18 protein-coding genes are annotated in these 20,310 nt (G+C 72.9%); 13 read left to right on the top strand and 5 right to left on the bottom strand.

Features of this window, described 5'->3' with window-relative positions; translation table 11 throughout:
- Positions 1-1,686, bottom strand: coding sequence for a sodium:solute symporter family protein (locus ABD324_RS06995; protein ID WP_344413666.1), 1,686 nt, complete (start codon positions 1,684-1,686; stop codon positions 1-3).
- Positions 1,687-1,921: 235 nt separating this feature from the next.
- Between ABD324_RS06995 and ABD324_RS07000 the strand changes: the two genes are divergently transcribed.
- On the top strand, positions 1,922-2,710 hold the full coding sequence (locus ABD324_RS07000) for a DeoR/GlpR family DNA-binding transcription regulator (RefSeq protein ID WP_344413668.1): 789 nt from the start codon (positions 1,922-1,924) through the stop codon (positions 2,708-2,710).
- A gap of 7 nt (positions 2,711-2,717) precedes the next feature.
- Here ABD324_RS07000 and ABD324_RS07005 read toward each other — a convergent pair whose 3' ends face one another.
- Complete coding sequence (locus ABD324_RS07005) at positions 2,718-3,521, bottom strand: FadR/GntR family transcriptional regulator (RefSeq protein ID WP_344413670.1); 804 nt, start codon at positions 3,519-3,521, stop codon at positions 2,718-2,720.
- An 88-nt stretch (positions 3,522-3,609) separates the two neighbouring features.
- Here ABD324_RS07005 and ABD324_RS07010 point away from each other — a divergent pair, with 88 nt between their 5' ends.
- The 9 genes from ABD324_RS07010 (at position 3,610) to rutA (ending at position 14,093) form a co-directional block, all read left to right on the top strand.
- A complete protein-coding gene (locus tag ABD324_RS07010) occupies positions 3,610-4,446 on the top strand; it encodes an HpcH/HpaI aldolase/citrate lyase family protein (RefSeq protein ID WP_344413672.1) in 837 nt (278 codons plus the stop codon).
- A 203-nt stretch (positions 4,447-4,649) separates the two neighbouring features.
- On the top strand, positions 4,650-6,020 hold the full coding sequence (locus ABD324_RS07015) for an MFS transporter (protein ID WP_344413675.1): 1,371 nt from the start codon (positions 4,650-4,652) through the stop codon (positions 6,018-6,020).
- Positions 6,017-6,535: a MaoC family dehydratase gene (locus tag ABD324_RS07020; protein WP_344413677.1), complete on the top strand. Its 519-nt coding sequence runs from the start codon at positions 6,017-6,019 to the stop codon at positions 6,533-6,535. Before ABD324_RS07015 ends, ABD324_RS07020 begins: the two co-directional genes overlap by 4 nt.
- Positions 6,532-7,734, top strand: a complete 1,203-nt coding sequence (locus ABD324_RS07025; protein WP_344413679.1) for a CaiB/BaiF CoA transferase family protein — start codon at positions 6,532-6,534, stop codon at positions 7,732-7,734. The genes ABD324_RS07020 and ABD324_RS07025 overlap by 4 nt, the downstream gene beginning before the upstream one ends.
- The gene (locus tag ABD324_RS07030; protein WP_344413681.1) at positions 7,734-8,897 is read left to right on the top strand and encodes an acyl-CoA dehydrogenase family protein; all 1,164 of its coding nucleotides are present in this window, start codon (positions 7,734-7,736) and stop codon (positions 8,895-8,897) included. The genes ABD324_RS07025 and ABD324_RS07030 overlap by 1 nt, the downstream gene beginning before the upstream one ends.
- A 43-nt stretch (positions 8,898-8,940) precedes the next feature.
- On the top strand, positions 8,941-10,452 hold the full coding sequence (locus ABD324_RS07035; RefSeq protein ID WP_344413683.1) for an amidase: 1,512 nt from the start codon (positions 8,941-8,943) through the stop codon (positions 10,450-10,452).
- 43 nt (positions 10,453-10,495) lie between these two features.
- Positions 10,496-11,890, top strand: a complete 1,395-nt coding sequence (locus tag ABD324_RS07040; protein WP_344413685.1) for an MmgE/PrpD family protein — start codon at positions 10,496-10,498, stop codon at positions 11,888-11,890.
- A 189-nt stretch (positions 11,891-12,079) separates the two neighbouring features.
- On the top strand, positions 12,080-13,030 hold the full coding sequence (locus ABD324_RS07045; RefSeq protein ID WP_344413687.1) for an LLM class flavin-dependent oxidoreductase: 951 nt from the start codon (positions 12,080-12,082) through the stop codon (positions 13,028-13,030).
- A gap of 10 nt (positions 13,031-13,040) precedes the next feature.
- Entirely contained in the window at positions 13,041-14,093 is a 1,053-nt protein-coding gene (gene rutA, locus ABD324_RS07050; protein ID WP_344413689.1) for a pyrimidine utilization protein A, read from the top strand.
- Between the two features lie 46 nt (positions 14,094-14,139).
- On the opposite strand, the gene ABD324_RS07055 is transcribed toward rutA, so the two are convergent.
- The 3 genes from ABD324_RS07055 to ABD324_RS07065 all read right to left on the bottom strand — a co-directional run bounded on the left by ABD324_RS07055 (position 14,140) and on the right by ABD324_RS07065 (position 16,744).
- On the bottom strand, positions 14,140-15,309 hold the full coding sequence (locus tag ABD324_RS07055) for a C40 family peptidase (RefSeq protein ID WP_344413691.1): 1,170 nt from the start codon (positions 15,307-15,309) through the stop codon (positions 14,140-14,142).
- A gap of 311 nt (positions 15,310-15,620) precedes the next feature.
- Complete coding sequence (locus tag ABD324_RS07060) at positions 15,621-16,148, bottom strand: glycosyltransferase family 4 protein (RefSeq protein ID WP_344413693.1); 528 nt, start codon at positions 16,146-16,148, stop codon at positions 15,621-15,623.
- Entirely contained in the window at positions 16,079-16,744 is a 666-nt protein-coding gene (locus ABD324_RS07065; RefSeq protein ID WP_344413695.1) for a glycosyltransferase, read from the bottom strand. Before ABD324_RS07065 ends, ABD324_RS07060 begins: the two co-directional genes overlap by 70 nt.
- A 138-nt stretch (positions 16,745-16,882) precedes the next feature.
- On the opposite strand from ABD324_RS07065, the gene ABD324_RS07070 reads away from it, so the two are divergent.
- Genes ABD324_RS07070 through ABD324_RS07080 form a run of 3 tightly spaced genes read left to right on the top strand, consistent with a single transcriptional unit; the run spans position 16,883 to position 20,258 of the window.
- Complete coding sequence (locus ABD324_RS07070) at positions 16,883-18,205, top strand: alpha/beta hydrolase (RefSeq protein WP_344413697.1); 1,323 nt, start codon at positions 16,883-16,885, stop codon at positions 18,203-18,205.
- A gap of 30 nt (positions 18,206-18,235) precedes the next feature.
- Complete coding sequence (gene cobF, locus ABD324_RS07075) at positions 18,236-19,000, top strand: precorrin-6A synthase (deacetylating) (RefSeq protein ID WP_344413699.1); 765 nt, start codon at positions 18,236-18,238, stop codon at positions 18,998-19,000.
- Positions 19,001-19,028: 28 nt separating this feature from the next.
- Positions 19,029-20,258, top strand: a complete 1,230-nt coding sequence (locus ABD324_RS07080; protein ID WP_344413701.1) for an AI-2E family transporter — start codon at positions 19,029-19,031, stop codon at positions 20,256-20,258.
- Positions 20,259-20,310: the final 52 nt, after the last annotated feature.

A 20,310-nucleotide genomic window follows, 5' to 3' on the forward strand; every position in this document is an offset into this window, starting at 1 on the left:
TCAGCTGAACAGAATGTAGAGGACCAGGGTCAGGACCAGAACGCCGCCGCCGAGCACCGCCGGGCTGCGGTACCAGCCGCTGTCCTCGCCGTCGGACGAGTGGACCCGGTCCTCCTTCGAGGTCAGGCTCCACACCAGCCCGCCCAGCTCGGACGCCGGCTTCGGGGTGGTCACCGTCGAGATGATGATCGCCACGATGACGCCGACGACGAACGCCGCGCTCGCGCCCACGAAGCTACCGGCCTGGCTGGACAGCGGGAACACACCCGTCGTCACCAGGATGTTGACGAGCACGGCCGCCGCGGTGCCGGACAGCAGCCCGATCCACGCCGACGTGCCGGTCATCCGCTTCCAGAACAGGCCGAGGATGAAGATCGCGAACAGCGGCGCGTTGAAGAAGCTGAACAGCGACTGCAGGTAGTCCATGATGTTGCCCGAGCCGGACGCGACGAACGCCGTGCCGACGGCCAGGACGCAGCCGATGACGGTGATCCAGCGGCCGACCTGCAGGTAGTAGCGGTCGGACTTGCCGGGCCGCACCCAGTCCTGCCAGATGTCGTAGGTGAACACCGTGTTGAACGAGCTGATGTTCGCCGCCATGCCGGCCATGAAGGCCGCGAGCAGGCCCGCGATCGCGACGCCCAGGATGCCGTTGGGCAGCACCTCCTTCATCAGGAGGGAGAGTGCGTTGTTGTACTCGACGTCGGTCGTGCCGCCGGCCTTCAGCGTCTGGATCTGCGGCACCAGCACCGCGGCGATGATGCCCGGGATGATGATGACGAGCGGCAGCAGCGCCTTCGGGTACGCGCCGATCAGCGGGGTGCGCTTGGCGGCGGACATGCTCTTGGCCGACAGGGCGCGCTGGACCTCGGCGAAGTTCGTGGTCCAGTAGCCGAAGGACAGCACGAACCCGAGGCCGAACACGATGCCGACGACCGAGAGCACGGGGTTCGCGATCTCGGTGAGCGACGTGCCGGGCCAGGACGAGAGCTGCTCGGCGCCGCCGGGGCTGTTCGTCACGAGCTCCTTGAGGCCGCTCCAGCCGCCGACCCGGTTGAGGCCCGCGATGGTGAGCGGGATCAGCAGGGCGAGGATGACGAAGAACTGCAGCACCTCGGAGTAGATGGCCGCGGAGAGTCCGCCGAGGGTGATGTACGCGAGCACGATCAGGGCCGCGACCGGGATCGCCACGATCAGCGACCAGCCGAGCAGCGCCTCGAGCAGCAGGCCCAGGGCGAACAGGTTGACGCCCGCGATCAGCACCGACGACAGCGCGAAGATGACCGCCTGGACGCGCTGGGTGGTCCGGTTGAACCTCTTGAACAGGAACTCCGGGACGCTGCGCGCCTTGGAGCCGTAGTAGAACGGCATCATCACCAGGGCGAGGAAGACCATCGCCGGGATCGCGCCGATCCAGTAGTAGTGCACCGTCGGGATGCCGTACTGGGCGCCGTTGGCGACCATGCCGATCAGCTCGAGCGCACCCAGGTTCGCCGAGATGAACGCCAGACCGGTGACCCAGGCCGGCATCGACCGGCCGGAGAGCAGGAAGTCGAGGCTCGAGGAGACCGAGCGCCGGGCCGCGTAGCCGATGCCCAGCACCAGCACGAAGTAGAACGCGACCAGGACGTAGTCCAGCGCGTTGGCGTCGAGCCGGAGATCAGTCTGTGCCTGCGCGAGGATCATGGCCGGCCCCGCAGCCGGGCCGGCGTGCGGCCCCGTCCCACATCCGTCATCAAGGCTCCCAAGCCGAGTCACCGTGGTCCCCGTCACACAGGGCTGTCGCGCGTACGCTACCCGTTCGACCGCGAAAGCGAACATTATCCGACAGGCTGAATCGGTCGAGTATGAGCGATCGAGACATGAGCGTGTCCGAATCGGGCCGTTGACGGCCGGATGGCGGCGTTGCATTGTGTGCGATATGAGCCTGCTCGCCCGCCAGCGTCAGGAGCTGATCCTGGAGCACGTGCGGGAGCGGGGCGCGGTCCGGGTGTCCGACCTGGCCGAGGAGTTCGGGGTGTCGGACATGACCGTCCGGCGGGATCTCGACGTCCTCGCGCGGCGGCGCCTCGTCGACAAGGTGCACGGCGGGGCCACCGCGATCGGGACGGCCGAGCTCGCGAGCACGGAGGAGCCCGGCTTCGTGGTGAAGTCCGGGCGTCAGCAGGCGGAGAAGGAGGCCATCGCCGCGGCCGCCGCCGAGCTCGTGGCGCCCGGCACGGCGATCGGGCTGTCCGCCGGCACGACCACCGCCGCGCTGGCCCGCCGGCTGACCGAGGTGGCCGAGCTGACCGTCGTCACCAACTCGATGGCGGTGGCCGAGGTGTTCCGCACCGGCCGTCCTGATCGGACGGTCATCCTGACCGGCGGGATCCGGACCCCGTCGGAGGCCCTCGTCGGGCCGGTTGCCGTTGCGGCCCTCCGCACCCTGAACCTCGACGTGGTGTTCCTCGGGGTGCACGGGATCACCGCCGCGAGCGGCTTCACCACGCCCAACCTGATGGAGTCCGAGACGGACCGGGCGCTGGTCGAGGCGGGCCACCGGCTGGTGGTGGTGGCGGACTCGACGAAGTGGGGGACCGCGGGGATCTCCACGATCGCGCAGCTGTCCGAGGCGGACGTGCTGGTGACGGACACCGGGCTGGATCCGGAGGCGCGCGCCGTGCTCGACGGCGAGATCGACCAGCTGCTGCTCGCCGAACCCCCGTGACCGAGTCCTAGCTGCCCGGCCGCCACGCACCCGGCTTCTCGTAGAGCTCGCGCAGGTCGAGCAGGTGGCCGCGCATGGACTCCTCCGCCTCGGCCGCCTCGCCGCGCGCGATGTGCCCGGCGATCACGGCGTGGCAGGCGTCGACCTCGGTCCAGCGGCCGGCGGGGACGGCGGCGCGGTCGAGCTGGGTGCGCAGCACGTCGCCGACCGGCTGGCCCATCATGGTGAACATCAGGTTCCCGGTGGCCATGAGCACGGTCGTGTGGAAGTCCATGTGCGGCACGAAACCGCTCGGGTCCCGCGGGTCCCGCCGGGGTGCGGCGGCGGCCCGGACCGCCTCGACGGTCTCGGCGTCGGCTCGCTGCGCGGCGAGCCGGGCGGCGGCGGGCTCGAGCAGCAGCCGGGCCTCGAGCAGGTCGCCCAGGCGGAGCTGCGGGGTCGAGACGAGGACGCCCAACGCTCCGCCGACGTCCTCGACCAGGCGGGCGGGGTCCGGGGCGGCGACGAACGACCCGCCCTGCACGCCGCGCCGGGTCTCGATGAGGTGCTGGGAGGTCAGCGCGCGCAGCGCCTCCCGCACGGTCGAGCGGCTGACGCCGAACATGCGCGTGAGCTCCGCCTCGGCGGGCAGCCGCGTACCCGGCGGCAGGGTGCCCTGCATGATCTGGGCCCGCAGCTCGTCCGCCACCTGGCGGTAGGCGGGCCGGACGCGCTGGACCCGCAGGTGGGCGGCCGGAGGCGTGCTCCGCCGGGCGGCGGCGCCCGTGGCCGGGGGGTCCGCGGTGGCGCGGGGATCCGGCGTCGGTGCCATCTGTTCACGCTCCGGGGATCGGGGACACGCGCGAGCGTACCCACCGCCGGGCTGGACCGGCGCGGTCCGGCATGGAAACGTCCGACACGTGACCGACACGTCTGTCCTGCTCGCTGCCCGCACGCTGCTGTTCGTGCCCGGCGCCCGTCCCGACCGCTTCGCCAAGGCGGCCGCCGCCGGCGCCGACCTGATCGTCCTCGACCTGGAGGACGCCGTCGCCCCGGCCGACAAGGATGCCGCGCGGGCCGCGGTGTCCGAGTGGCTGGCCGGCGGCGGTGGCGGGATCGTGCGGATCAACGCGCCCGGCACGGCCTGGTACGCCGAGGACGTCGCTGCCGTCGCTGCGGTCACCGCCGTCGCCGGCTCCGGTGCGCCGGTGATGCTGCCCAAGGCGCAGGACCCGTCCGAGGTCGCGGACCTGGTGGCGGCGTTGGGTGCCGGGGCGGCGGTGGTTCCACTGATCGAGACGGCGCTGGGGATCCACCGGGCCGTCGAGGTCTGCGCGGTGCCGGGGGTGGTGCGCCCCGGGTTCGGGAGCGTGGACCTGTCCGCGGAGCTGGGCATCGACCCCGTCGACCGGGAGGCCCTGCGGTACGCGCGCTCCGCCCTGGTCCTCGCGGCGCGGGCGGCCGGGGTCGCCGCCCCGGTCGAGGGTGTGACGACGGCGGTGAAGGACGAGGAGCTGCTCCTCGCCGACTGCGCGCACGCCCTGTCGCTGGGCTTCACGGCCAAGATGTGCATCCATCCCTCGCAGGTCACGCCGGTGTCGGTCGCCTTCTCGCCGACCGCGGAGCAGATCGAGTGGGCGCACGGGGTCGTCGCCGCCTCGGCGGGGGGCGGGGTCTCGGTGTTCGAGGGGAAGATGATCGACAAGCCCGTCGTGGACCGGGCGCGGGGGATCCTGCTGCGGGCGGGCGAGGGCTGAGCGGCGGGGTACCCGATCCGCCGACGCCACGTGGGTGGTCCAGGTGTCATTGGCTGGCACTCGGGCCGCCCACGTGGCGTGCGGGGCGGCGGCGCAGGGGTTGCCGTGAAGACGTCTGACAATTAGCGTGCGAGACGTCCGGCACCCCTCGCGCACCGCCGCGGGGCGTCAGCGCGCAGCGGTGCGCGCGGTGAGGAGCAGCGATGTCCCCCGGCCCCGACAGCAGTACCCGGACCGGCCCCGATCTCGCGGCGAGACTCGACCGCATCCCGGTCGTCACGCCGACGCACCGGCGCTGGGCCGGTCTGCTCGGCTTCCTGTTCGTGTTCGATCTCGTGGACCTCAACTCGTTCGCCTACGCGGCGCCCGCGCTGCGCACCGAGTGGGGACTGTCGATCGGCGGGGTCGGCGCGATCACCTCCGCCGGGTTCGTCGGCATGTTCGTCGGCGCGATCGTGGGCGGGCGGCTCTCGGACCGGATCGGCCGGCGGCCCGTGCTGATCGGCGCGGTGTTCTTCTACTCGCTGTTCTCGCTGATCAGCGCGTTCTCCACGGGGCCGGTGATGCTCGGGATCCTGCGGGTGCTCACCGGGTTCGGCCTGCAGGCGATGACCGGCGTGCTGCTGGTGTGGGTGAGCGAGATGTTCCCGCGCTCGCTGCGCGGCCGCTACCAGGCGCTGTTGCTGGCCATCGGGCTCGCGGGCGTGCCGATCGCGGCGTGGGTGGCGCGGCTCGTCGTGCCTCTCGGTCCCGGGGCCTGGCGGTGGATCTTCGTGGTCGGGGCGCTCGGCGTGGTCGGCGGCGTGGTCGCCCTGCGCACGCTGCCCGAGTCCGTCCGCTGGTCGGCCGCGCACGGCCGCCCCGGCGATCCCCGGCTCGTCGAGAGGATGGAGGCGCAGGCCGAGGCGCGCACCGGTGAGCCGCTGCCCGCTCCGACGCCGGACGCCCCGGTCGTGGCCGGGAGGCTGACCGAGCTGCTGCGGGGCGCGACGCTGCGCAAGACCGTGGTCGCGGCGCTGGCCTGCGTCTTCCTGATCCTGAGCTTCTACGGCTTCAGCTCCTGGGTGCCGACGCTGCTGGTCGAGCGCGGCTACTCGACGGCGGAGAGCCTCACCTTCTCGTCGATCCTCGCGATCGCGGCGGTTCCCGGTGCGCTGCTGGCGATCCCGGTGATCGACCGCTTCGAGCGCAAGAGCGTGATCCTGGTGCTGCAGGTGGCCGTCGCCGTCCTGCTGCTGCTGTTCGGGCTGATCGACAGCCCGGTCGCGATCATCGTGTGCGGCTTCGGCGCGGCGATGCTGATGCAGACCGGCGTCGCGACGCTCTACACCTACATCGCCGAGGTCTTCCCGCTGCACCTGCGGGGCCTGGGCTCCGGCATCGCGAACGGCTCCGGCCGGCTCGCGGGCGTCCTCGGTGGGTTCCTCGTCGCCGCGCTGTACGGCGGGGCCGGGCTCGTGGGCGTCTACTCGTACCTGGCGGTCGCCGCCCTGCTCCTGGGCCTCGTCATGGCCCTGTTCGGCGAGCGGACCACGAACCGCCGGCTGGAAGACATCGAGAGGACTGCGGCATGACCGTCAAGCCCGGCTGGGAAGGGCGCTTCTACGAGGACTTCGCGATCGGCGACGTGTACCAGCACCCGTTGGGGCGCACCATCACCGAGACCGACAACACCTGGTTCACCCTGCTCACGATGAACACCAACCAGGCGCACTTCAACGCCGCGGTGGGGGAGTCGTCGGAGTTCGGCCGGATGCTCGTCGCGTCGCCGTTGACGATCTCGATCGCGATGGGGCAGTCCGTCACCGACACCACGCAGAACGCCTTCGCGAACCTCGGGCTGGACGACCTGAAGCTCACCGCGCCGGTGTTCGCGGGGGACACGATCTGGTCCGAGTCGATCGTGCTGGACAAGCGGGAGTCCGGCTCGCGGCCGCACGCCGGGATCGTGACGATCAGGACGCGCACGCTCAACCAGGACGCCGTCGAGGTGCTCTCCTTCAGGCGGACCTTCTACGTGCACAAGGCGGGCACGCAGAAGTCGCACTTCCCGCAGGCGGCGACCCCGCTCACGGTGGAGGGCGCGTGAGGCCGCTCGAGGACATCCGGATCGTCTCGCTCGAGCAGTACGGGGCGGGGCCGTTCGGCTCGATGCACCTCGCGGAGCTGGGCGCGGAGATCATCAAGGTCGAGGACCCGTCGGTCGGCGGCGACGTCGGGCGTTCGGTGCCGCCGTTCGCCAAGGACGGGGACTCGCTGTTCTTCCAGTCCTTCAACCGGGACAAGTCCTCGATCACCCTCGACATCCGCACGGCGGAGGGCCGCACGGTCTTCGAGGATCTGGTCCGTAGCGCGGACGCCGTGTACTCCAACCTGCGGGGGGACGTGCCGGAGAAGCTGCGGATCCGGTACTCCGACCTGCGTGAGGTGAACCCGAGGATCGTCTGCTGCTCGCTGACGGGGTTCGGGATGACGGGGCCGCGGTCGAAGGAGCCGGGCTACGACTACGTGCTGCAGGCACTCGGCGGCTGGATGTCGCTGACCGGGGAACCCGGTGGGGCGCCGCAGAAGACCGGACCGTCCCTCGTGGACTACTGCGGTGGGTACGTCGCGGCGATCTCGCTGCTGGCGGCGATCCACGCGGCGCGGCGGGACGGCGTGGGCACGGACTGCGATCTCTCGTTGTACGACACCGCGATCAGCCTGCTCGCCTACCCGGGCACGTGGCACCTGAGCGCGGGCTACGAACCCGCGCGCACGTACCACTCGGCGCACCCGTCGCTGATCCCGTTCCAGGCCTTCGAGGCCGCGGACGGCTGGCTGGTCGTGGGCTGCGCGAAGGAGAAGTTCTGGCAGCGGCTCACGGTCGTCATGGACCGGCCGGAGCTCGCCGAGGACCCGCGCTTCCTCACCTTCGCGGACCGCAACACCCACCGGGACGTCATCGTGCCGCTGCTGGAGGACATCTTCCGGGCGCGGACGGTCGCGGACTGGCTCGCCCCGCTCTACGCGGCAGGGGTGCCGTGCGCGCCGATCAACGACGTCGCGGGGGCATTGACGGACCCGCACACCCTCGAGCGAGAGCTGATCGCCTCGGTCGAGACGGACGCGTTCGGCGAGGTCAGGAGCCTGCGCAGTGCCGTGCGCGTCGGGCCGCCGGGGGATGACCGGGCACCCACGCGACCGGCGCCGCCGATGGGGGCGGACACCGATCGCGTCCTGCGCGAGCTCGGGTACGACGACGACAGGATCGCCGCGCTGCACGCGGCCGGAGTGTTGGGGAGCTGATGGACTTCCAGCTGAACGACGAGCAGCGACTGTTCCGCGACACCTTGCGCGCCTTCGTCGACAAGGAGATCGTGCCGGTCGCGCGCGAGTGGGAGCAGTCCGGGCGGTATCCGACGGAGATCGTCGAGGGCATGAAGCAGTTGGGGCTCTTCGGGTTGGCGGTGCCCGAGGAGTTCGGCGGCCTCGGGGCGGACACGGTGAGCTTCGCGCTCGCGTTCGAGGAGATCTCGCGGGGCTGGATGGGCATCGCGGGGATCCTGGGCAGCCACTCGGTGTCCTGCTTCATGCTCGCGCGGCACGGGACCGAGGAGCAGAAGGCCCGGTACCTGCCGGATCTCGCGACGGGCACGCGCCGCACGGGGATCGCGCTCACCGAGCCCGGTGCGGGGACGGACCTGCAGGGGATCCGGACCACGGCTCGTCGGGACGGGGACTCCTACGTGGTCGACGGGACCAAGATGTGGATCACCAACGCGCGGCACGCGGATCCGCTGCCGGTGCTGGTGAAGACCGATCCGTCGGCGTCCCCCGCCCACAAGGGCATGTCGATCCTGCTGATCGAGGCCGACAGCCCCGGCTTCGAGGTGACCCAGGACATCGGGAAGCTCGGCTACAAGGGCACGGAGTCCTGCGAGGTCGTGCTGACCGACGTCCGGGTGCCGGAGTCGCAGCTGCTCGGCGGGGTCGAGGGCCGCGGGCTGCAGCAGGCACTGTCCTCACTGGAGACGGGCCGGATCAACATCGCCGCCCGCTCCGTCGGGATCGCCCAGCGCGCCTACGACGAGTCGCTGAACTACGCCCGCGAGCGCACGGCCTTCGGGCAGGCGATCGGGGAGTTCCAGGCGGTCCAGCTGCGGCTGGCGGAGATCGCGATCCGGCTCCAGTCCGCCCGGCTCATGACGTACTGGGCGGCGTCCAGAATGGACGACGGCGTGCGGATGGACACCGAGTCCGGCATGGCGAAGATCTTCGCCTCGGAGCAGGCGCTGGCGTGCGCCACGGACGCCATGCGGATCCACGGCGGCTACGGCTACTCCACGGAGTTCGAGGTGGAGCGGCTCTACCGGGACGCGCCGCTGATGTCGATCGGGGAGGGGACGAACGACGTCCTGCGCGGCGTCGTCGCCAAGGCCCTGCTGGGTGGGAAGGCGACGATCAGGTGAGCGGCCGGCCGTCCGGCCGGGGCCGGCGCGCCGGACGAGCGCGATGAGCGACGCCCTCGGTGCGCTCGCCGCCCACCTCGGCTACCGCCTCACCCCGCCGCAGGTGGAGGCGATGGCGGCCGCGGTCGCGGCCACCGAGCCCCACGCCGCCGCCCTCCGCGCGGAACCCACGCTGATCGACCCGGATCAGGGAAACGCCTGGTCATCGGGGGTCAGGAGTCCATCCGTCCCCTCCGAGGGGGGCACGTTCTCGCCGGTGGGGCTGTCGTGGCCGCTGTCGCCCGCCGAGGCGCTGGTCCGTCTCCGCGCCGCCCACGAGACCCTCAACTGCACGATCGCGTTCCTGGACGACCGCACACCGGGGGACGGGCCGCTGGCGAACATCCCGTTCGCGGTGAAGGACGTGATCGACGTGGCGGGCGTGCCCACCACCGCGGCCTCGCTGACCCGGAAGGACGCTCCGCCTGCTGCCGAGTCCGCGACCGTCGTCGCGCGGCTGGAGGCGGCGGGAGCGGTCGCGATCTCGAAGGACACCACCACCGAGTTCGCGGTGGGCGGGCCGCACCCGCCGCTGACCGGCGCGACCCGCAATCCCTGGGACCCGCGGCGCTGGGCCGGGGGGAGCTCGATGGGGACGGCCGCGGCCGTCGCCGTGGGGGCGGTGCCGTTCGGGCTCGGGACCGACGTCGGGGGGTCGGTGCGGCTGCCGAGTGCCTGGTGCGGGCTGACCGGGCTCAAGCCCACGGCCGGGTCCGTGCCGCGGACGGGGGTGGTGCCGCTCTCCTGGACCGCCGAGACCGTCGGGCCGATCGCCCGGGATGCCGCGACCGTGGCCACCGTGTTCGACCTGATCCGCGGGCCGGACGGGCGGGATCCGCGGGCGCGGGAGCTGCCGCCGCTGGTGTTCCCGGACGTCCGGGGGCTGCGGATCGCACTGCCCGGCGGCTACCTCACCGAGCTGTGCGACTCCGCCGTGCGGGCGGGGGTCGCGGAGCTGGTGGACGCGCTCACCGCGGCCGGGGCCGTGATCGTGCCGGGGGAGATCCCGGGCGCCGAGCGGGCGCTGCCGATCGGGTACGAGATCGTCTTCACCGAGGCGGCGGCCCTGCACCGGATCGACGCGGACCGGTGGGACTCCTACGACCCCGTCACCGTGGCACGGATCAGCCAGGGGATCACGACGCCCGCGAGCGACTACCTGCGCGCGCTGCAGTTCCGCGCGGAGCTCCAGGCCGAGCTCGACGCCGTGTTCGCGGGGGCGGACCTGATCATCGTCCCGACCACGCCCGCCACCGCGCCGCGGCTGCCCGACTGCACCGTGACGATCGACGGCGAGCGGTACCCGCTCTACGCCGCCCAGTCCCGCGCCACGATGCTCGGCAACCTCACCGGCGCGCCCGGGCTCGCCGTGCCCACCGGGTTCGCGCCGGACGGGCTGCCCGTGTCCGCGCTGCTGATCGCGCCGCCGCACCGCGAGGGCACCGTCCTGGCCGCCGCGCGGCACTACCAGGAGCACACCGATCACCACCGGCGCCGTCCGCCGGGCTTTGCCTGACCGATATGTCGGACCTATCCTCACGAGCCACGGAGGTTCACCGATGACCCTCAGCCCGACCCTCAGCACCACCCGTACCGCCCTGGCCGGCCGGGTCGGCGAGTTCGCCGCCCGTGCGGAGCTCTCCGACGTCCCCACCGAGGTCCTCGAACGCGCCCGCCACCTGGTGCTCGACGCCGTGGGGCTCGCGTTCGCGTCGAGCGCGTACCCGTTCCCGGCCGTGGCGCTGAAGGCGCTGCAGACGTTCGGGGGCGGGGACCACCCGATCCTCGGCATGGCCGAGCGGCTGTCCCCGCGGGACGCGGCGGTGCTGAACGGCGTCCTGATCCACGGGATGGACTTCGACGACACCCACATCCCGGCCGTCACCCACGTGTCGGCGGCGGCGCTGCCCGCGGCGCTCTCCGCGGCGGTCGCCCAGGGGCGGAGCAGCGCGGACCTGCTGCTGGCGTACATCCTCGGCGTCGAGGTGTCCGCGCGCGTGGGGATCGGCGGCGCGGGCGGGTTCCACGACGTCGGGTTCCACCCGACCGCGGTCGCCGGCGCCTTCGGGTCGTCCGTCGTGGCGGGGAAGCTGCTGGGCCTCGACGCGGAGGGGCTGGCCACCGCGCAGGGAATCGTCGGATCGATGAGCGCCGGGCTGCTGGAGTTCCTCGCGGACGGCGCGTGGACCAAGCGGCTGCACCCGGGCTGGGCGGCGATGTCCGGGCTGACCGCCGCGACATTCGCGCAGGCCGGCTGGACCGGCCCCGGCGCCGTCTACGAGGGCCGGTTCGGGCTCTACGCCACTCACCTCGCCGGGCGCGAGACCCGGCCCGACGCGGTGGGCGACGGGCTGGGCGAGACCTGGGAGCTGATGCGGACGGCCGTGAAGCCGTACCCGATCTGCCACTTCATCCACGCCTTCGCCGACGCGGTGCTCGAGCTGCGGCCCGCGATCGGCGACACCCAGGTGACCGAGATCCGCTGCGCGATCCATCCGGTACCGGGCAAGGTCGTGTGCGAGCCCGCCGAGGCCAAATGGGCGCCGCGCGACGAGTACGACGCCAAGTTCAGCCTCCCGTACGTCGTGGCCACGACGCTGCTGCGGGGCCGGTTCGGGCTCGCCGAGCTGGAGGACGAGGCCCTGGTCGATCCCGCCGCGCTGGCCCTGGCCCAGAAGGTGCGGGTCTCGCCGGACGAGGACTCCGCCTTCCCGGCCGCCTACTCGGGCGCGATCGAGATCGCCCTGGCGGACGGCCGGACGCTGCGGCACCGGGAGCAGGTCAACCGGGGCCACGACGAGCGCCCGCTCACCAACGCCGAGGTGAGGGAGAAATACCGGGACAACATGGCCCCCGTCGCGGACAAGGCGACCACCGACCGCGTCGAGAATGCGGTCCTCGCCCTGGGCGACGCGACCCCGGCCGCCGATTTCGCCGAGGCCTGCCGTGCCTGACCGCATTGTGGAGCCACAACGTACGTTTCCGGCCCCCCAAAAGCACATTATGGAGCCACAATGTGCATTTGGGGGCCTCGAAACGACAGTTGTGGAGCCACAATGCGCCGCCGGGGGTGCGGGGCGGTGATCTCCGTCGGGGTTTTTCTGACGCATCAGCAGCCGGCCGGGCGGGATCCGGTTGTCGCCTTGCGGGAGCAGCTGAGCCTGCTGCGGGCGGCCCGGGACGGTGGGCTGGACTCCGTGTTCGCGGGGCAGCACCACCTGCCGGAGTCGTTCTCGCACATCCAGCCGCTGCCCTGGCTGGCGCGGCTCGCCGCCGAGGCGGGGGACATGCGCGTCGGGACGGGGATCCACCTGCTGGCGCTGCACAATCCCGTCGACACGGCGGAGAACTTCGCGAGCCTCGACGCCGTGTGCGGCGGGCGGTCGATCTTCGGGATCGGGCTGGGCTATCGCGAGGTGGAGTACGCGGCGTTCGGGATCCCGCCGAAGGACAAGGTGCGGCGGTTCGAGGAGAACCTGCGGATCGTCGGGGAGCTGTGGTCCGGGAAGCCGGTGCACGCCGACAACCCCTGGTGCCGGCTCGACGGCGTCACCTCCACCACCCTGCCGAGGAACAGGCCGCCGGTGTGGATGGCCGCCAACTCCGACGCCGCCGTCCGCCGGGCCGCCCGGCTCGCCGACACCTGGATGATCAACCCGCACGCCACGGCGTCGACGATCCGGCGGCAGCTGGAGATCTTCCACGCCGAGCGCCGTGCGCACGGGGGCCGGCCGGTGCCGGAGCTCCCGCTCATGCGGGAGATCTACTGCGCCCCGACGCGCGCGCAGGCGATCGAGCTGGCCCGGCCGCACCTCGGCGCGAAGTACGAGGTGTACGCCGACTGGGGCCAGGACCGCGTCATGCCGGAGCAGGAGTCGTTCCGGACCGGTTACGCGGACCTCGCGCAGGACCGGTTCGTGGTGGGCTCACCCGAGGACTGCCTCGCCGCGCTCCTGCCCTGGCGCGAGCTCGGCGTGGACCACTTCGTCCTGCGCACCGACTGGGCCGGCATGCCGGTCGAGCACGCCCTGGCCTCCGTCGAGCTCCTGGCCCGCGAGGTCGCCCCCGTACTGCGAACCACGACCCCCGAGTAAAGGACGACAGATGGACTTCGGCGTCTTCATCCCCATCGCCAACAACGGCTGGCTGATCTCCGAGAACTCCCCGCAGTACATGCCCACCTTCGACCTGAACAAGCGGATCGTGCAGGAGGCGGAGGCGCAGGGCTTCGCGTTCGCGCTCTCGATGATCAAGCTGCGCGGGTTCGGCGGCAAGGTCGAGTTCTGGGACCACGCGCTGGAGTCGTTCACGCTGATGGCGGGGCTCGCCGCCGTCACGGAGCGGATCAAGCTCTACGCCTCGACGGCGGTGCTCACCCTGCCCCCGGCCATGGTCGCGCGGATGGCCACCACGATCGACTCGATCGCGCCGGGCCGTTTCGGCATCAACATCGTGTCCGGCTGGGCGAGCGGCGAGTACGCGCAGATGGGCCTGTGGCCGGGCGACGACTACTACGGCTACCGCTACGACTACTCCACCGAGTACGTGACGATCATGCGGGAGCTGTGGGCGAACGGGCGCAGCGACTTCAAGGGCGAGCACTTCGCCATGGAGGACTGCGTGCTCTCCCCGAAGCCGACCGGGCACATCGACATCGTGTGTGCGGGGCAGTCCGACCGCGGCATGCGCATGGTCGCCGAGCAGGGCGACTACAACTTCATCCTCAGCCCCGGCGTCAACGACCCCGAGGTCTACCGGGAGTCCACCCAGCGGCTCGCGAAGGCGGCCGAGGTGACCGGCCGGGACGTCGGCTCGCTGCCGCTGTTCATGGCGATCATGGCCGACACCGACGAGGAGGCGCGCGCCAAGTGGGACTCCTACCAGGCCGGGGCTGACGCCGGGGCGCTCGGCTACATGGCCGACGAGGGCGGCAAGGACAGCGGCACCGACGCGGGCGGCACCGCGAAGATGATCAACCTGCCCGAGGGGGCCGTGAACTTCAACATGGCCACGCTCGTGGGCAGCTACGAGACGGTCGCGCGGCAGATCGACCTCGTGGCGGACCTGCCCGGCGTCAAGGGGATGATGTTCACCTTCGACGACTTCGAGCAGGGCGTGCACGACTTCGGCACGAAGGTGAAGCCCCTGCTCGGGTAGAGCACCACCCCGGGGCCCGGCCGCGCTGGGCCCCGGGACGGGGTGGTCAGAGGATCCGGCGCGCGTTGTGGAACGGGAACGACGACATGTTCGAGATCTTGACCGGCTCGCCGCTCGTGCTGGCGTGCAGGACCTGGCCGTTGCCGACGTAGATCCCGACGTGGCTGACCGGGGTGTAGAAGAACACCAGGTCGCCCGGCTGGAGCTGGTCCTTGCTCACCGCGGTGCCGAAGGTCGACTGGGCGGCCGAGGTGCGGGGGAGCGTGACGCCGACCTGCTTGAAGGCCCACGACGTGAGTCCGGAGCAGTCGAAGGAGGTCGGGCCCGCGGCGCCCCAGACGTAGGGCATCCCGAGGCGGGTGCGGGCCGCGGCCAGCGCCTTGGCGCCGACGCTCGACCCGGCGACCTGGCCGATGACGTCGCTGACCGCGGCACCACCGGGGACGGAGCGGGCGGCCCTCGCGGCGGTGGCGCGCTGGTCGGCGGCGGCCTTGTCGGCCTCCGCCTGTGCGATGGCGGCGATGCGGGCGGCGTCCGCCTTGTCGAAGACCGACGGCAGCGAGCCCATGGCCGAGGTCATCGCCGAGCTCATCTGGCTGCCCATGACGCCCGGGCCGGCCTGCGCGGCGGTGGCCGCCGGCGAGGACCCGTCCGAGGAGTCCTGCAGGCCCGGGAGCACCGCGTCCGCGGCCGCGAGGCGCACGGTCGAGTCGCCCGAGGACTGCGCGACCTCGGTGCCGGGGTCCGACGCCGCGCCGGTGAGGACCGCCGTCGCCCCCAGGACCGCGGTGGTGGCGACGGCGGCGATCACCTTGGGGCTGCGGGGGAGCGGCAGCGAGGCGAGGCGCGACGGGCGCTCGGTGGCGAGTGCGCCGTGGAAGAACGAGCCGGTCAGACCCGCGGGCGCCTCGGCTGCGGCCTCCTCGAGGGGGGCGGCGTGCCGGGCGGCGCGGCGGGGACCCGCGGGGGTGAACAGCGGGGCCGGCTCGCGGCCGGGGATCTGCTCGGGGAGCTCGGCGTCGGGGGCGCCCGACGCGAGCTCGCAGGAGAGCCGGTCCATCAGCTCGGCGAAGGAGAGACCCTCACCGGACTCGCCGCTGTGCCGGGCGGCGGGGATCGCCGGCACCGTGCGGGTCGATCCACCGGACTGCGCGGGCACCCGGGAGTCCACATCGGATTCCTGGGCGGCGCGCGGGCGCACCAACGTCTCGGACATGCGTTCCTCGGACCGTCACACGGGCGGGAAGCGGGGAGCGTCGCGCCGTAGCCTGCCCCGAGTCGGGGGTGGGGCGCCCGGGGGAGTGTCGGCGGGCAGGCAGTGACGGGCCGACCGGGCGTTGCCTCCGTTACCGGAGACGAGAGAGACCGTAACCGCACTGTGACCGCCCTGCCCGTTACCTCGGGGGCTCGCGCGCCGAACGGTGCGTCTGCAGGGTCGGAGCGCCCCTTTCGAGGGTGATCCAGGTCTCTCCCGGCGATCAAGGGTGCACGGCGTACGACGAACGGTCGGTCACGGGCGTGTCGGAATCACAGGGCTGTGGTTCCCGCGCCGTCGTGATCCACGACGCCGTCGTAGACCTCGCGCAGCCGGACCGCCCAGCCGCCGGCCTCGAACCGCTCCAGGAAGCGGGCGCGGGCCGCGCGGCCCAGCCGCTCCCGCAGGCCGGCGTCCCCGGCGAGCTCGACGATCCCCTCCGCGATCGCGGAGGGATCGAGCGGGACCAGGCGGCCGGTCTCCCGGGTGACGATCTCGGGGAGCCCGCCGACCCGGCTGACGACCGCGGGGATCCCGGCCGCGAGGCCGTGCGCCACGACGGCGGGCATGGTGTCCGCGCGGGTGACGTGCAGCTGCAGGTCCGCGGCGGGGAGCAGCGCCGCCGGGTCCGCGGAGTGGCGGAACACGACCCGTTCCGCGAGGCCCTCCTCGCGGCCGACCCGGGCCTCGAGCCACGGGCGCAGCGGACCGTCGCCGGTGAGCACCACGGTCAGCGCGAGGTCCTCGGGGAGCTCGGCCACGGCGTCGAGCAGCAGGTCCTGGCCCTTGCCCCGGCGCATCGGCGCCGCGGAGACGGCCAGCAGCCCCTGGTCGGGGACGCCGAGGCCGCGGCGGATCCGCACCTGCTCGGCGGCGGGGAGGGGCGCGAGGTCGGCCACGCCGTCGGGGAGCAGCACCAGTCCGCGACCGGAGCCGGCCACCTGGCGGTACCAGTCGCGCTGGAGCCGGGAGTCGCGATGGTGCGGGTGACGAACCGGCGCCGGGCGAGCGTCTTCGCGCTGCGGCGCAGGCGGTCGAGGCGGGCCGCGGGCTCGTCCTCGATGCGGTGCAGCGTGGACACCACCGGGATCCGCAGCCGGGTGGCGGCCGCGCTGCCGGCGACGTCGGCGTTCGGGGCGTGGGTGTGCACGAGCGCGGCGCGGTGGGCCCGCAGCACCTCGGCGACCTTCGGCACCGCCCGCGGGTCCCACGGCGCGAGCCCGAGCTCGACGACCGTGGCGCCGGCGCGGCGCAGGGCCTCGGACCGCCGGCCGTCGCCGCTGCCGGAGATGCCGACGACGACGAGCTCCAGATCCGCCTTCGCGGCGGCCCCGGCCAGCGGGACCAGGCCGTAGCCGTCGCCGTCGGGGTGGAGGGAGTCGACGAGGTGTGCCACCTTCACGAGCGCTGGGCCTCCCGTTCACGCGGTCGGGGTCACGCACCTTACGCGGATCGTGACGGGGCGCGACCGGACACCGCGGTCCGATCCGGGCGGAAGCGGACGGGTGACGGTGGGCCGCTACCGTTTCCGCCAGTGCGCGCCCTTCTGCTCGACTCGCCGCTGATCCTCGGCTGGCTCCCCACGACACTCACCGTGCTGGGTGGCGTCGCACTGCTGTTCCTGCTGGTGCGCCCGGGCACGCGGTGGTGGACGAGGCGGGTGCCGGCGGCGCTCGCGGTGGCGCTGGTGGTGCTCGGGCTCGCGGAGGTCGGGCTGCTGGTGTGGCAGCCCTTCCCGGACGCGCTGCCGTGGCGGATCTGGGTGTGGGGCGGCGTCGGCCTGGTCGGGCTGGGGCTGGGGATCGCGAACCTGGCGCGGTCGCGCTGGTGGCGGCGGGTGCTGGTGGTGCCGGCGGTGCTGCTCGTGGTCGCCGCCTCGGCCGTCAAGATCAACGCCGTGTACGCGTACCGGCCCACGCTCGCGGCCGCGATCGGCATCCCGCCGGCCAACGCGATCGACTTCGCCACGGTGCCCCGCGCGCTGCCCGAGGCGCCCCGCGGCCCGGACGGGACGGTCGGCTCGGGCTGGACGGCGCCCGGGGGCATGCCGCACGGCGGACGGATCGCGACCGTCGACATCCCGGGGCGGATCTCCGGCTTCGCCGCCCGGCCCGGCTCGGTCTACCTGCCCCCGGCCTACTTCGCGGACCCCCGCCCGCTCCTGCCGGTCCTCGTGCTGGTGGCCGGGCAGCCCGGCGACCCGCAGGACTGGCTGGTCGCGGGCGAGCTCGCGTCGGTCATGGACCGGTTCGCCGCGGACCACGGCGGGCTCGCCCCGATCGTCGTGCTCCCGGACGCCACCGGCACCGCCTTCGCCAACCCGCTCTGCCTCGACTCGAAGCTCGGGGCCGTCGAGACCTACCTGGCGCAGGACGTCCCGGCCTGGGTCTCGGCGAACCTGCAGGCCGACGACGCGCAGCGGGCCATCGGCGGCTTCTCCTACGGCGGCACGTGCGCACTGCAGCTGGCCACCCGCCGGCCGGCCGAGTACCCGACCTTCCTCGACATCTCCGGCCAGGCCGAGCCGTCGCTGGGGAACCACGACCAGACCGTCGCCGCCACGTTCGGGGACCGGCCCGATCCCGAGGCCGCCTACCGCGCCGCGAACCCGCTGGACATCCTCCCGCAGGTCAAGGGCATCGCGGGGCGCCTGGTCGTCGGGGCGGACGATCCCGACTACGGACCGCAGGCCCGCCGGGTGGTCGACGCGGGCCGGGCCGCCGGGCTGGACTTCGGCCTGGTCGAGGTGCCGGGCACGCACTCGTGGGCGGTCGCGGTGGCCGGGCTCGGCCGCCAGCTCGCGTGGGTGTCCGAACGCACGCGCCTGCTGCCCGTCCCGCCCGGCGGGCCGGCGTAGCCGTCGGGGGCTGAGCCTAGGCTGTGCGGCGTGCGCACGGTCTACGTGATCGGGATCGGCTCCGGCGACCCCGATCACCTCACCCTCGCCGCGGTCGCGGCACTCCAGCAGGTCGACGTGTTCTTCGTGATCGACAAGGGCGAGGTCAAGGAGGACCTCACGGCGCTGCGCGCGGAGATCCTCCGCCGGCACCGCGAGCCCGGGAGCTACCGGGTCGTGGAGGTCGCGGACCCCGTCCGGGACCGGACGGCGGCGGCCTACACCGAGTATTCCGCGGCCGTCGTCGACTGGCAGGACCGGCGCGGGGCGCAGTACGCGGAGCTGGTCGCGGGCCTGGCCGACGGGGAGACCGGCGCCTTCCTGGTCTGGGGTGATCCCTCGCTCTACGACGGCACCCTGCGGCTGCTCGACGAGGTCGACTGCGAGGTCCGCTCGATCCCGGGCATCTCCAGCGTCCAGGCCCTCGCGGCGGCGCACCGGCTCATCCTCAACCGGGTCGGGCGGCCGGTGCTGATCACGACCGGTCGCCGGATCGCGGGTGGCCTGCCGGCCGACGTCGACGACATCGTGGTGATGCTCGACGGCGGCACGGCCTTCGCGCAGCTCCCCGACGCCGAGGTGGCCGACGTGGACGTCTACTGGGGCGCCTACGTCGGCAGCCCGGACGAGGTCCTCGCCGCCGGTCCCGTGCTGGAGGTGCGGGAGGAGATCGTCCGGCTCCGGGCCGAGGCGCGGGCGCGCAAGGGCTGGATCATGGACACGTATTTGTTACGACGGCATCCCGCGGACCGCTGACGAGGGGTTTGCTGGGATTCTGTCCGCCGTGACGGAACCTTCCGAGTCCCTGGCTCGCGGTGTGCAGGTCGAGCGGGGCGACCGGGGCGCGGTGATCGGCGCGGGGCTGACCTGGCTCTCGACCTGGAGCCTGCGGATCCTGCTGATCGCGCTGGGCCTCGTGCTCGTCGGCCTGCTGGTCGGTGCGCTGTGGACGATCGTGCTGCCGATCCTGCTCGGCATCATCATCGCGACCGTGCTGCGCCCACCGGTGCGCTGGCTCGTGCGGCACAAGGTCCCACCGGCGCTCGCGACGCTGCTGGTGGTGCTCGCGGCGCTCGTCGTGCTGGGCGGGCTGGTCGCCCTGATCGCACCGCAGGTGGCGAACCAGTCGGACGAGATCGTCGCCGGCGTGACGGGCGGCATCGGGCAGGTCCAGCAGTGGCTGACGTCCGGGCCGTTCGGGCTCGGCCAGGGCGAGATCGGCGCGGTGCTCGACTCGATCACCAAGCAGCTGCAGGCCAGCGCGACGACGATCGCGGGCACGGTGCTGACCGGGCTGTCCTCGGTGGCGTCCGGGCTGCTCAACGTCGTGCTCGCCGTGGTCCTGGCCTTCTTCTTCGTGAAGGACGGCCCCCGCTTCCTGCCTTGGCTGACGGCGGTGAGCGGGCAGCGCGCGGGCGCGCACCTGGTCGCGGTGCTCGAACGGGCCTGGCGCACCCTCGGCGGCTTCATTCGCACGCAGGCGCTGGTCAGCCTGGTGGACGCGGTGTTCATCGGCGTCGGGCTGATCGCCACCGGCGTGCCGCTGGCGCTGCCGCTGATCGTCCTGACCTTCTTCGGCGGCTTCATCCCGATCGTCGGGGCGCTCGTCGCGGGCGCGCTCGCGGTGCTGGTGGCGCTGGTGACGAAGGGCTTCACCACGGCGCTGATCGTGCTGGCGGTGATCGTGGCCGTGCAGCAGATCGAGGGCAACGTGCTGCAGCCGATTCTGCAGAGCCGCAGCCTCGGCCTGCACGGCGCCGTGGTGCTCCTGGCCGTGACGGCCGGCGGTGGGCTCTACGGGATCGCCGGCGCCTTCCTCGCCGTGCCGGTCGCCGCGGTGTTCGCCGAGATCCTGCGCTACCTCGGCGAGGAGATCGACAAGCGGGCGGGGCTGACCGCGGCCGAACCCTCGGCGGAGCCGACGGGGGAGCAGGAGGTGGCGGAGCGGCCCGAGGCCGAACGGACGGCGCAGGAGGCGACGCGGGAGACCGGCCCGGAGGATCCGCCGAGATGAACCCGGGCCACCGGGGGAGGGGCTCCGGAGGGGGTTGAGGTTCATCTCGGTC

Source organism: Pseudonocardia ailaonensis (assembly GCF_039531635.1).
Taxonomy (GTDB): Bacteria; Actinomycetota; Actinomycetes; order Mycobacteriales; family Pseudonocardiaceae; genus Pseudonocardia; species Pseudonocardia ailaonensis.